Raw genomic sequence first — 12,206 nt, forward strand, 5'->3', positions numbered from 1 at the left:
GGCACGATGACCCGTCGCGCGTGGCGCTACGTTCTCCTGGTTGCGCTGCTGCTCGCGCTCGGTGGCATCGGCGTCTCGATGAGCCGGCGCGCGCTGGTGCAGCAGATCCCGTCGTTCCTGGCCACCCAGGCTCTTCCCGAGCTGCTGCAGCGCATCCGCAACTTCCACCGCGTGATCACGCGCGAAGGCCGCAAGGTGCTGGAACTCTCGGCGAGCGAAGCCAGTTACTTCAAGAACGACAAGGCCGTCGAAGTGATGCAGCCCAAGGTAACGTTTTTCCAGGAAGGAGAGCAGATCGGCGAAGTGACGGCGGAGAAGGGGCGGCTCTACCTCGACAGCACCGAAGGCACCGAGGTGCAGACCGTCGAAGTCACCGGGTCGGTGGTGTTCACGATCGGCCGGCTCAGCATCTACAGCGAGCGCATGACGTACGACCGGGAGACGGGCATGGTCACCGCGCCGGGGGACGCACGGGTCGAGGCAGCCGAGATGACACTCACGGGTACAGGCATGTCGGTGGACATGCTAAAGAACATCGCCGTGGTTCCGGCCAACGTGAAAATGTCGCTGCGCCCGAAGGAGGACGCTGCCCCGTGAAGGCGGTCGTCGTCACCGCCCTCGTGCTCGCGGTCGCCGTCGCGGGCGGGTCCGCGTACGCGCAGGGTACGACGCAAAAAGCGCCGCCGCGCCCCGCGGGCGCCGCGGCGCCTCACAAGGAAGATGCCGCGCACAAGACCGACGACATGCTCGACTCGGTGGCCACGGCCGCACGCGACCTCGAGATGGCAGACGTTCCCTCGCCGGTCGACATCAGCGCCGACCGCATGGAGTACAACTACGGGCAGGGCCTGTTGCACTACGAAGGCAACGTCGTCGTCGACCACGCCGGCGCCCGCATCAAGTCGCGCTCCCTCGACGTCACGTTCGAGCCGGGCGGACAGAAACGCCTGAAGAAGATCACGGCGCGCGGATCGGTCGAGCTCACGCGCGGCGACGAGTCGGCCCACGGCGAGGTCGCCGAGTACGAGCCGACCACCGCGACCGTCACGCTCACCCAGAATGCCCGCCTCGGCTCGGGACCCAACTCGGTTGCCGGCGAGAAGGTCGTCGTCTACCTCAACGAGAAGAGGGCCGTCGTCCTCGGCGGCGGCGCCCCCGCAACGGCGAGCGCGGCTGCGGGCGAACAGGGCGCGGGCCCGGCGGCAGCGCCGGGTAGGATCCGCGCGATACTGATGCCAGATTCGCTGAACAAGGAAGTCCAGAGCGGCAAGTCGGTTGGGAAGACCGAGCCCGCAAAGCCCGCCACCACCCCCAACGGAAAAGCCAGGTGACTTCCGCCCCGATGCAGCTCGCCGCCCAGGACCTCGTCAAACGCTACGGGGGCCGCAGCGTCGTCGACCAGGTCTCGGTGGACGTCAAGCAGGGTGAAGTGGTCGGCGTGCTCGGCCCGAACGGCGCCGGCAAGACGACCACCTTTCACATGGTCGTCGGCTTCGAAAAACCCGACGCCGGGCGCATCCTGCTCGGCGACAAGGACATTTCGTCGCTGGCCATGTACGAAAGGGCCAGGGCGGGGATCGGTTACCTGCCCCAGGAGCCGTCGGTATTCCGGCGCCTGTCCGTCGAGGACAATCTTCTGGCGATCCTCGAAACCCTCGACATCGACCAGACTGAGCGACGCGAGCGCCTGGAGACTCTGCTCGAGGAGCTCGGCGTCACGCACGTCCGCAAGACCATGGGATCGGCCCTTTCCGGAGGAGAAAGGCGCCGCGTCGAGATCGCGCGCGCGCTGGTCATCTCTCCGCGTTTCATGTTACTCGACGAACCGTTCGCCGGTGTCGATCCGATCGCGGTGATCGACATCCAGAGCATCATCGCGCAGCTGAAGGCGCGAGGGATCGGAGTGCTGATCACGGACCACAACGTCCGGGAGACCCTCGGGATCTGCGACCGGGCCTACATCCTGAACGAAGGCCGCATCCTCGAGGAGGGCAGCCCCGAATCGATCGCTTCGAGCCGCCAGGCGCGCGAGATATACCTCGGCGAACGCTTTCGTCTCTGATAGAGGCGGGCAGCGGGCGCCCGGCGTAACCGGCGTAGCGACAAGCGATGGCCCTCGAACAGCGACTCCTTCTCAAGCAGACCCTGCAGCTCAGGATGACGCCCCAGCTGCGGCTGGCGATCAAGATCCTGCAGCTTTCCAGGCCCGAGCTGGAAGTGATGATCGCCGACGAGCTGTGCCAGAACCCGGTGCTCGAGGAATCGACGGACACCGTCCCGGAGCGCGAGACCGAACAGCGCACCGGCGATCTCGAGACCACCGAGGCCGAGGCTACCGAAGCGCCCAGCGCCGAGAACGAGCGCGATGCCGCACAGGAAGTCGGCCAGCTCGACATCGACGAGTACCTCGACCGCCACTCCGCCGACCTGCACGGATCGGTGGGAGCCGGCTCGGACCGCGACGACAATCGCGACCGCCTCTTCGAGAACGCCAAGGCGCGCGAAGACACGCTGGCGGACGCGCTCGTCGACCAGCTCGGCCTGCTCGCGATGAGCGACGACGAGCGGCGCCTGGCCGGCATCATCGCGAACAACCTCGACGAGGACGGCTACCTCGCGAGCACGGTCGAGGAGATCGCGTTCCTGACCGGAGCCTCCGTGGAGGCGGTGCAGGAAGCGCGCGAGATCGTCCAGGAGCTCGAGCCTCCCGGCTGCGGCAGCATCGATCTTCGCGAATGCCTGCTCGTGCAGCTGCGCCTGATCGGCTACGAGAGCGACGACTACGTCATCGCGGTGGCCGACCGCTTCCTGAAGGAGCTCGAGTCCCAGAAATACGAGAAAATCGCGCGCGAGCTCGGCACGACGGTGGCCGAGATCATCGAGGCACACCGGATCATCCGCTCGCTCGACCCGCGCCCCGGCCGCGGCTTCGGCGGCACCGAGACGCGCTACATCACGCCCGATGCCTACATCGTGCGCATCGGCGACGATTTCCAGGTCGCGCTGAACGACGAGGGAATTCCCGCCCTGCAGGTCAACTCGTACTACCGCAGCATGATGAAGGGACGCGAAGGCGGCGGCGAGGCTACCGGCTACCTGCAGGAGCGCGTGCGCGCGGCAAGCTGGCTCATCAAGTCGATCGAGCAGCGCCAGCGTACGCTGCGCAAGGTCGTCGAGAGCATCGTGCGCTTCCAGCGGGAATTCCTGGTGCGAGGCGTGTCCGCGCTGCGCCCGATGGTGCTCAAGGACGTCGCCAACGACATCGGCATGCACGAGTCGACGATCAGCCGCGCGACTTCCGGCAAGTACGTGCACACGCCGCAGGGGATTTTCGAGCTGAAGTGGTTCTTCACGAGCAGCCTGCATTCGAGCTCGGGCGACGACGTGTCCTCCGAAAGTGTTCGCCGCAAGATCCTCGACATCGTCGCCAGGGAAGACCCGCGCCAGCCGTTCAGCGACCAGTACATCTGCGAGCAGCTCGGCAAGGAGAACATTGACATCGCGCGCCGCACGGTGGCGAAATACCGCGAAGGCCTGGGGATCCTTCCCTCTTCCAAGCGAAAGAGGATGGTGGCGCTGACGGCCAACGACGCGCGCCGCAGGTGAACCCGGTCGCACAGGGAGAACCGATTCTTTGCAAGTCAACGTGACATTCCGACACATGGACGTCAGCGACGCGCTGCGCGGCTATGCCGCCGAGAAGGTCGAGCGCATCGTCTCGAAGTACCTGAAGAACGCCGTCGAGGCGCACGTCATCCTGGCGTCCAACCGCCACCGCCAGCACAACACGGCGGAGATCCACATCCGTGCCTCGCAGTTCGACATCGCCGCGCACGCCGAGAACTCCGACCTCTACGCCGGCATCGATTTCGCGGTCGACAAGGTCGAGGCCCAGCTTCGCAAGCACAAGGACCGCATCAACGACCGCAAGGGCCGCGCGAGCCTGCACGAGATCGCGACGATGATCCCGGTCGACGTGGTTTCGAGCCACGACGACAGCGGCTCGACCAAGGTCATCGAGACCGAGACCCTGCAGGCCAGGCCGCTGACCGTCGACGACGCCGTGATGCAACTCGAGCTGAGCCACTCGGAGTTCCTCGTCTTTCGCAACTCGGCCACCAGCGCCATCAGCGTCGTCTACCGGCGCCGTGACGGACACTACGGACTGATCGTTCCCACGGCCTGAGGCCCGCAGTGCGCCTGTCGACGATCCTCGATCCGAGCTGCATCGTCCTGGACGTCGCCGGCGGCGCCAAGAAAGACGTCCTCTCGCGCATCGCCGCGCCCATCGTCGCGCGCCGGCCCGAATTCGACGGCGACGCTGTCGTCGCCGAGCTCGTGCGCCGGGAGGAAGAAAGCAGCACCGCGATCGCCGACGGCATCGCGATCCCCCACGCCAGGCCGAAGACGGGCGGCCCGAGCGCCGCCGGCCTCGGCCGTGCGCCGCGCGGCATCGACTTCGATTCGATGGACGGAAGGCCGACGACGTTGCTGATGGTGCTCGTCTCGCCCGTCGGCGGCGACGGCGACCACGTCGCCTGGCTCGCCCACGTCGCGCGCGTGCTCGGGGACGCCGCGACGCGACGGCGCATCCTCGAGGCCGCCAGTGAGCGCGACGTCATGGACGTGATCGAGCGGCGCGAACGGGAACTGGACGACGCTGCGCACGGCGCGATCAAGGACTGCCGATGACGCAGCCGGCCGACCAGCCCTCGCGCGTCGACGTCGCCGTCGTGACCGGAATGTCCGGTTCCGGACGCTCCACCGCGATCAACGTCCTCGAAGACCTCGGCTACTACTGCATCGACAACCTTCCGAGCGCCCTGGTCGAGCAGTTCGTCGCGCTGTTTGCCGGCTCCCACGGTGCCCGCTCCCGCGTCGGCCTCGGCATGGACGTGCGCGACGAAGGCTACATCGGCGCGTGGCCGTCGGTGCGCAAAGCCCTGGAAAAAGCCGGCCACCGCGTCACCGTCGTCTTCCTCGATTCCGACGACGCCACGCTCATCCGGCGCTACTCCGAGACGCGCCGCGTGCACCCGCTCGGCGCCGGCCGCGACCTGCACGAGGCGATCCGCGCCGAGCGCGAGCTGCTCGCCCCGCTCGAGCGCGCCGCCGACATCGTCGTCGACACCAGCGCGCTCACCGTACACGACCTCAAGCGCCGTCTTCGCTCCTTTGCCGAAGGCGGCGAGGCCTGGCAGGGGCCGTCGATCACGATCAAGAGCTTCGGGTTCAAGTTCGGCAGCCCTTCGGACGCGCACCTGCTGTTCGACGTGCGCTTCCTGCCCAACCCGCATTTCATCGGCGAGCTGCGACCGCTGACGGGCCTCGACGAGCCCGTCGCGCGCTACGTACTCGACCACGAGCAGGCCCGCGCCTTCCTCGCGCGCCTGGTGGATTTCCTCGGCTTCCTGCTTCCGCACTTTGCCGAGGAAGGACGCGCCTACCTGACGATCGGCATCGGCTGCACCGGCGGTCGCCACCGTTCGATCGCGATCGCCGAAGAATGCGCGCGCCAGCTTCGCCAGCACGGGGCCACCGTGATCGTGCGACACCGGGACGTTGCGAAGGAGTCGATATGAGCCAGAAGGCCAGCGCCGAGTTCGTCGTGGGCAACCAGCTCGGACTGCACGTCAGAGCAGCGGCAATGGTGGTACGGACGATGACGCCGTTCTCGAGCCGGGTCTCGATCCGGGCCGGATCGAGCGCAGCCGACGCGCGAAGCGTGCTCGACCTGCTGACCCTTTCGGCGAGCAAGGGCACCCGCATCGTCGTCGAGGCCGAAGGGGACGATGCCGAGCAGGCCGTCGCCGTGCTCGGCGACCTCATCGCCCGCAATTTCGCCGAGTGAGGCGTGAGGCGTGAGCCGTGAGCCGCGAGCCGTGAGCCGCGAGCCGGCGAGCGGCGAACATCCAGACACCACTCTCGAAGCTCCCCGCCCTTCGAAGCTCCCCGCCTCGCGATCCCGCCTGCTGAAACATCAAAAACCTCGCTCCACTGCTGCAATCGGCCGTTTGACCCCCCACCCCGCGCCTTGTACGTAGGCCGGCCATGGCCGACGAGTTCATCTTCACTTCGGAATCCGTCTCCGAGGGTCACCCCGACAAAGTTTGCGACCAGATTTCCGACGCCGTGCTCGATGCGCACCTGGCCGGTGACCCGAACAGCCGCGTCGCATGCGAGACGCTGTGCGCGACCAACCTCGTCGTCATGGCGGGCGAGATCACCAGCAGCAGGAAGGTCGAATACGAAAAGCTCGCGCGCCAGGTAGTCCGCGAAATCGGCTACGTCGGCACCGAGGGTTTCGATGCCGACTCGGTCGAGGTGATCACGCGCCTGGTAGCGCAGTCTCCCGACATCTCCCAGGGCGTGACGGTCGGCCAGGGGCTCCACGAAGAGCAGGGCGCCGGCGACCAGGGCCTGATGTTCGGCTACGCGTGCGACCAGACCGACGAGCTGATGCCGCTGCCGATCTCGCTGTCGCACCACCTCGTCGCCAAACTGGCCGAGCTCAGGCACAACGGGAAGCTTTCGTACCTGCGTCCCGATGCCAAGTCCCAGGTCAGCGTCGAGTATCGCGACGGCAAGCCCGTCCGCGTCGCCACGGTCGTGATCTCCACGCAGCACAAGGAGTCGGCCACGCTGGAGCAGATCACTGCGGACGTGAAGGAGCTGGTGATCAAGCCGATCATTCCGGCCCGCTTCCTCGACTCGGAGACGGTCTATCATGTCAATCCGACCGGCCGCTTCGTCGTCGGCGGACCGTCGGGCGACTCGGGCCTGACCGGCCGCAAGATCATCGTCGACACCTACGGCGGCTGGGGCCGCCACGGCGGCGGCGCGTTCTCCGGCAAGGATCCCTCCAAGGTGGACCGCTCGGCGGCCTACATGGCGCGCTACCTCGCCAAGAACGTCGTCGCGTCGGGAACGGCACGCGCCTGCGAAGTGCAGATCGCCTATGCGATCGGCGTCGCGCAGCCGGTTTCGGTGCACGTCGACACGTTCGGCACCGGCAAGGTCGCACCCGCAATCGTCGCCCAGAAGCTTCGCAACGAAGTCGACCTCCGGCCGGCTTCGATCATCGAGCTGTTCCAGCTCAAGAGGCCGATCTACCGCAAGACGGCGGCATACGGCCATTTCGGACGAGACAGCGACAACGGCTTCTTTCCGTGGGAGAGAACCGACCTCGCCGCGCGCCTCGGCTGACCGATCCAACTTCCGCACCTACGGAGTGCTCCAGTGACGCTACGAAACGAACGCGAGTCCCGCGAGACCTCATCCACGACCCCGGCAGGCGGGGCTAACGCGCGCAAGGGCAGCATGGCCAAACACAGCGAAACCTCCGACATCAAGGATCCCAAGCTCGCCGAAGCCGGCAAAAAGCGCGCCGACTGGGCCGGGCGCGACATGCCGGTGCTCGGCCTCATCGCCGAGCGCTTCCGCAAGGAGAAGCCGCTCAAGGGCGCGAAGATGACGGCGTGCCTGCACGTCACTGCCGAGACGGCCAACCTCATGCGCACGCTCAAGGCGGGCGGCGCCGACGTCGCGCTGTGCGCGTCCAATCCCCTGTCCACGCAGGACGACGTTGCGGCGACGCTGGCGATCCACGACCAGATCCCCACCTGGGCAATCCGCGGCGAGGATGCCAAGACCTACTACCGCCACCTCCAGCTCGGCGTCCAGCGCCAGCCGAACCTGACGATGGACGACGGCGCCGACCTCGTGTCGCTGCTGCACACGAACATGAAGGAGCACGCCTCGCGCGTCGTTGCGTCGATGGAAGAGACGACGACCGGCGTGATCCGGCTGAAGGCTCTCGAGCGCGACGGCCGCCTGACGATCCCCGTCGTCGCGGTCAACGACGCCGACACCAAGCACCTGTTCGACAACCGCTACGGCACCGGCCAGTCGACGATCGACGCGATCATCCGCTCCACGGACGTGCTGGTGGCCGGCAAGGTGTTCGTCGTCGTCGGTTACGGCTGGTGCGGCCGCGGCGTCGCTTCGCGCGCCTCCGGCGCGGGCGCTCAGGTCATCGTCACCGAAATCGACCCGATGAAGGCGCTCGAGGCGGCGATGGACGGCTTCCGCGTGTTGCCGATGGCCCAGGCTGCACGCTTCGGCGACATCTTCGTCAGTGTCACCGGCAACATGCACACGATGGCGGAGAAGCACTTCCCGCTGATGAAGGACGGCGCGATCATCTCGAACGCAGGCCACTTCGACATCGAGATCGACGTCAAGGCGCTCGCGAAGATGGCCAAGAAGATCAACCGCAACGTGCGCCACTGCGTCGACGAGTACGTGCTCGCCGGCGGCAAGCGCATTTTCCTGCTGGCCGAGGGGCGCCTCGTCAACCTCGCAGCAGCCGAAGGCCATCCCGCCTCCGTGATGGACATGAGCTTCGCGACCCAGGCTCTGGCCGCCGAGTGGGCGTGGAAGAGCGCGCAGAAGGGCAAGCTCGACGTGCGCGTGCACGCGGTTCCGCGCCGCATCGAGGAAGACGTCGCGGCGCTCAAGCTCGCGGCGATGGGCATCACGATCGACAAGCTGACGGCAGAACAGAAGAAGTACCTGTCGTCGTGGGAGTTCGGCACGTCCTGAACGCGAGCTGTCCCGGCCCGGCCGGGCAGCGTTCGTCGAAGCTGTGCCACAGCGACCTGCGGGAAAGCCCGCCCGTCGCGCTCGCGAAAAAGCGTCAGCGAGCTTTCGGGTTGTCGACCGCGAGCTTTTCGGCGACGCAGGCGCGCAGGTGGGCAAGCACCTGCTCTCGCCACGGACCTTCATCCGCTTCTCCCCCGTCGATCCGTTCGCACAGCTCGAAGAACAGGCGACGGACCGCCGCGGCCGTGTCCTCGTTCGATGCGGCCGGCTTGTCGGGGCGCGACCCGCGATCCCGTGCGCCGGCCCGATCGAGCAGCGCCGTCAGTCTTTCGCGCTGCGCGCGGTCTTGCGACCCCGCCAGCGCGAGCTCTCTTGCGATGATGCCGGCGACGTTGGTCGCCACCAGCACTTTGAAGCGAAGGCCGCCTTCGACGTGCGGCGCGACCTCTTCGCGCAGAAACGCTTCGAGGGCTTCGAGAAGCTCGATCGCCGTCGGCTTGTCCTGCATCGTCAGCGTCCTTCCGCTTCGTCGAGAAGGGCCAGGATTTCCTTCTCGGTCTCGGCGATTCGCCGCCCGATGGCCGCCAGCTCGAGGTCGGGCCGTTTGCCGGTCTTGTGCCGCTCTGCCTGCATGCGGCAGATGATCGCCCACTTCCAGTTTCCGAACAGCTCCCACCAGCGCAGCGCCACCGGATCCACCTCGCGGCCGCCCGCACTCTCGTAGGCGCGCACCAGCTCTTCGCGCGAGCACAGGCCGCCCGCCGGCTGCGAATCGTTGCCGAAGCGCCACGTGCGCACGCAGAGCCAGCCGAGATCTTCGACCGCGTCGCCGACGTGGGCCAGCTCCCAGTCGAGCACCGCCGCAAGGCCGGTCTCGTCGAACATCACGTTGCCGACGCGAAAATCGCCGTGCACCAGCGCGGGCACTCCGGCCGCCGGCGCGTGGCGATCGAGCCAGCGGCCCACGAGGCGAAGCAGCGGATACGGATGATCGCCGAACGCATCGAGGATCTGCCGGTACCTGCCGGTTTCCGCCCGCGCAAAGCGCTCGGGCCCCGATCCGCCGGCCGCGCGAGCGTGCAGGAAGGCGATGGAGGGATCGGCAACGTCGATGGCGTGCAGCCGCGCCAGCTGGGTCGCGAGCTGGCCGGGCAGTCGCGCCCGCGCCTGCGAATAATGCTGGTCACGCAGGAGACGGCGTGCCAGCGCTTCGCCCCGCACGAGGTCCATCACGAAGAACGCGCCGCCGAGACCGTCTTCTTCGGTTCCGCATTCATGGACAGCGGGTACCGTCATCCCCGCGCGCCGCGCCAGAGCGAGCAGCGCGAACTCCTCTTTCCTCGTACCAGCGGTGGCACCGGGCGAATCGAGCCGGAGCACTCGACTGTCGCGTTTTCCGTCCAGCTCGAAATCGAACGCGTAGACGCGGCAGGAAGCGCCGCCGGAAAGCTGGCGCAGCGCGCAGACCTTCGTCCCGGGCTCGCTGCGCTTCCTCAGGAAGCCTTCCAGGGCGGAGCGAAGCTCTTCGTCGTTCACGGCCTCACGCAAGCGGTGGCGCGGCCTGCGTGCCTCGCGCTCGTGGCGCGGCGACACGGGCCGCCTTGTCTTTGCGGTGGGTAAAGAGTTACATCCCTCCAGTCAATCGGCTCTCCCGCGCACGGCGTATTCGGGGAACACGGGGGCATCCGGCGGACTTCTGGCCGCATGAAACTGCCGTTCTTCAAGTCGCGCAAGCGCAAGGCTGCGGAAGCCGAGGCCAAGCAGGCCGCCGAGGCCGCAGCAGCAGCCGCCACCGAGCCGGAGCCGCAGGCAACGCCTGCAAAGCCCGAAAAAACCGCAAAGACCGACCGCAACTCCAGGTCGCGACGCGTGCCTGCCGAGCAGGTCGTCGATTCGATCGGCTACGCGCTGGCCGCCGTGCCGTCGCTCGGGCCGACCGTCAAGGCGTGGCGCAAGCTCGGGTTCGCGGTGAGCGAGACCTACGCCTGGCAGGGCTGCAACGCTGCACACGTCGACCTCGATGGCGGCGGCATCCGCTTCCTCGCCGTCGACACGCACGCGCAACCGACGACCGTGGTCGACCTCGTGCGCGAGCGGCTGATCTTCGGTGCAGGCCTGTTCGGATGGACGTGGGCGTGCCGCGAGCCCCACCGCTCCGCTCTCGCCATCGGCCAGCTCGCCGAAAGCGAGTTTCACGCCGAGTGCGAAGACTGGGGCGACGCTCTCGTGCAGATCCCGACGGAGCTGACGCCGGGTGCCGCGACGTGGCTCGAAAAAACGGTGGAGACCACGACGCCGTCGCATGCCAATTCGATCACGCGCCTGGACCACGTCGTGCTGCAGGTCAGCGCATCCAAGGCCGCCGCGCAGGTCTACGAGAAGCACTTCGGCCTGAAAGGGCGCACCTCGGCGATGAACGAGCGCTACTACGCGTTCCTCAAGGCCGGCACCTCGCTGCTCGAGATCGTCGGTCCGCTCAAGCCCGCGGAAGGCGGCGACGGTAAACCTTCCCATGCCGCGCAGGGCACCCGCATCACCGGCGGCCCCTGGGGCGTGGCGTTCGGAAGCGCGAACATCGACGCCACCGTCACGTTCCTCAAGATGGCGAGCGTCGAGATCAGCGAACCGCATCGCGCGGTGCAGGGCGGTCGCATCACCGGCATGCCGGCTCCACTCGGCGGCATCCAGATCGCGTTCATGGGCGACTGATGCCGCGACGTCCGTCGGCCGAACGCGACCTCGAGAGCTACGCAGCGGTAGCCCGCAAGCTTGCCGAGACTGCGGGCGCCGTCTCCCTTCGCTACTTCCGCAACGAGTTCGTCACCGAAACCAAACCCGACCAGACTCCGGTGACGATCGCCGACCGCGAGTGCGAGCGGCTGATGCGCGAGCAGATCCGCAAGGCCTGTCCCGACCACGGCATCATCGGCGAAGAAGAGGGCAGCGACCGACCCGATGCCAGCTACGTGTGGGTCCTCGATCCGATCGACGGCACCAAGGCCTTCGTGAGCGGGCGCCCGCTGTTCGGATCGCTGATCGCGCTGTGCCGCGAAGGCACGCCGGTCGTCGGCATCATCCATTGTCCGGCCGTCGACGACTGCTGGGTCGGAATCGAGAACAGGCCGACGACCCACAACGACATGCCTTGCCACACGCGTCGCTGCGGGCGCCTGGAAGACGCGCTGATGTACTCGACCTCGCCGTACATGTTCCGCGGCGACGAATCGGTGGCCTACGAGCGGCTGCGCCCGCTCGTCAAGTACCCGCTGTTCGGCGGCGATTGCCACAACTATGGCCTGGCGGCCAGCGGCTGGATCGACCTTGTCGTCGAAGCCGGTCTCGGGCTCCACGACTGGGCCGCGATGGTCCCGATTGCCTACGGCGCCGGCGGCCGGATCACCGACTGGAACGGAAAGCCGCTCGGATTCGAAAGCGACGGCCGGGTCGTCATGGCCGGCGACGAGCGGATCCACTTCGCCGCGGTCCAGGCCCTCGACGCCTGATCCCGAACACCCGGACTGGAACACGTTTCACCTGACACCGGATTGACGTAAGCAGGGGCGGATTTCGTCCCCGGCGGCGCGAAATGCGCACCCCAGACT

The 12,206-nt window shown here is 67.4% G+C and carries 14 protein-coding genes; 12 read left to right on the forward strand and 2 right to left on the reverse strand.

Features of this window, described 5'->3' with window-relative positions; all coding sequences use genetic code 11:
* The first annotated feature begins 6 nt into the window (after positions 1 to 6).
* From lptC to ahcY, 10 genes are all read left to right on the forward strand, one after another.
* The gene (gene lptC / locus VGK20_07760; GenBank protein ID HEY2773933.1) at positions 7 to 597 is read left to right on the forward strand and encodes an LPS export ABC transporter periplasmic protein LptC; all 591 of its coding nucleotides are present in this window, start codon (positions 7 to 9) and stop codon (positions 595 to 597) included.
* The gene (locus VGK20_07765; protein HEY2773934.1) at positions 594 to 1,331 is read left to right on the forward strand and encodes an LptA/OstA family protein; all 738 of its coding nucleotides are present in this window, start codon (positions 594 to 596) and stop codon (positions 1,329 to 1,331) included. The genes lptC and VGK20_07765 overlap by 4 nt, the downstream gene beginning before the upstream one ends.
* A gap of 11 nt (positions 1,332 to 1,342) precedes the next feature.
* Positions 1,343 to 2,062, forward strand: a complete 720-nt coding sequence (lptB, locus tag VGK20_07770) for an LPS export ABC transporter ATP-binding protein (GenBank protein ID HEY2773935.1) — start codon at positions 1,343 to 1,345, stop codon at positions 2,060 to 2,062.
* A gap of 47 nt (positions 2,063 to 2,109) precedes the next feature.
* Positions 2,110 to 3,606: an RNA polymerase factor sigma-54 gene (gene rpoN / locus VGK20_07775; GenBank protein HEY2773936.1), complete on the forward strand. Its 1,497-nt coding sequence runs from the start codon at positions 2,110 to 2,112 to the stop codon at positions 3,604 to 3,606.
* 40 nt (positions 3,607 to 3,646) lie between these two features.
* Positions 3,647 to 4,186, forward strand: a complete 540-nt coding sequence (raiA, locus tag VGK20_07780) for a ribosome-associated translation inhibitor RaiA (GenBank protein HEY2773937.1) — start codon at positions 3,647 to 3,649, stop codon at positions 4,184 to 4,186.
* Between the two features lie 8 nt (positions 4,187 to 4,194).
* Positions 4,195 to 4,692 carry a PTS sugar transporter subunit IIA gene (locus VGK20_07785; protein ID HEY2773938.1) on the forward strand — a complete coding sequence of 166 codons (498 nt, stop codon included), beginning with the start codon at positions 4,195 to 4,197 and terminating at the stop codon, positions 4,690 to 4,692.
* A complete protein-coding gene (gene rapZ, locus VGK20_07790) occupies positions 4,689 to 5,582 on the forward strand; it encodes an RNase adapter RapZ (GenBank protein ID HEY2773939.1) in 894 nt (297 codons plus the stop codon). Before VGK20_07785 ends, rapZ begins: the two co-directional genes overlap by 4 nt.
* Entirely contained in the window at positions 5,579 to 5,851 is a 273-nt protein-coding gene (locus VGK20_07795; GenBank protein ID HEY2773940.1) for an HPr family phosphocarrier protein, read from the forward strand. The genes rapZ and VGK20_07795 overlap by 4 nt, the downstream gene beginning before the upstream one ends.
* Positions 5,852 to 6,051: 200 nt before the next feature.
* A complete protein-coding gene (gene metK / locus VGK20_07800) occupies positions 6,052 to 7,206 on the forward strand; it encodes a methionine adenosyltransferase (protein ID HEY2773941.1) in 1,155 nt (384 codons plus the stop codon).
* Positions 7,207 to 7,320: 114 nt separating this feature from the next.
* Positions 7,321 to 8,604, forward strand: coding sequence for an adenosylhomocysteinase (gene ahcY / locus VGK20_07805; GenBank protein ID HEY2773942.1), 1,284 nt, complete (start codon positions 7,321 to 7,323; stop codon positions 8,602 to 8,604).
* A gap of 94 nt (positions 8,605 to 8,698) precedes the next feature.
* Here the strand turns inward: ahcY and VGK20_07810 are convergent, their stop codons facing one another.
* Both VGK20_07810 and VGK20_07815 read right to left on the reverse strand, forming a co-directional pair.
* Entirely contained in the window at positions 8,699 to 9,112 is a 414-nt protein-coding gene (locus VGK20_07810; GenBank protein HEY2773943.1) for a DUF6285 domain-containing protein, read from the reverse strand.
* Positions 9,113 to 9,114: 2 nt separating this feature from the next.
* Entirely contained in the window at positions 9,115 to 10,140 is a 1,026-nt protein-coding gene (locus VGK20_07815) for a phosphotransferase family protein (protein ID HEY2773944.1), read from the reverse strand.
* Positions 10,141 to 10,308: 168 nt separating this feature from the next.
* On the opposite strand from VGK20_07815, the gene VGK20_07820 reads away from it, so the two are divergent.
* Both VGK20_07820 and VGK20_07825 read left to right on the forward strand, forming a co-directional pair.
* Positions 10,309 to 11,313, forward strand: coding sequence for a VOC family protein (locus VGK20_07820; GenBank protein ID HEY2773945.1), 1,005 nt, complete (start codon positions 10,309 to 10,311; stop codon positions 11,311 to 11,313).
* Complete coding sequence (locus VGK20_07825; GenBank protein HEY2773946.1) at positions 11,313 to 12,107, forward strand: inositol monophosphatase family protein; 795 nt, start codon at positions 11,313 to 11,315, stop codon at positions 12,105 to 12,107. Before VGK20_07820 ends, VGK20_07825 begins: the two co-directional genes overlap by 1 nt.
* Positions 12,108 to 12,206 lie beyond the last annotated feature (99 nt).

The sequence above is a fragment of the Candidatus Binatia bacterium genome (genome assembly GCA_036493895.1).
Lineage (GTDB): Bacteria > Desulfobacterota > Binatia > UBA1149 > CAITLU01 > DATNBU01.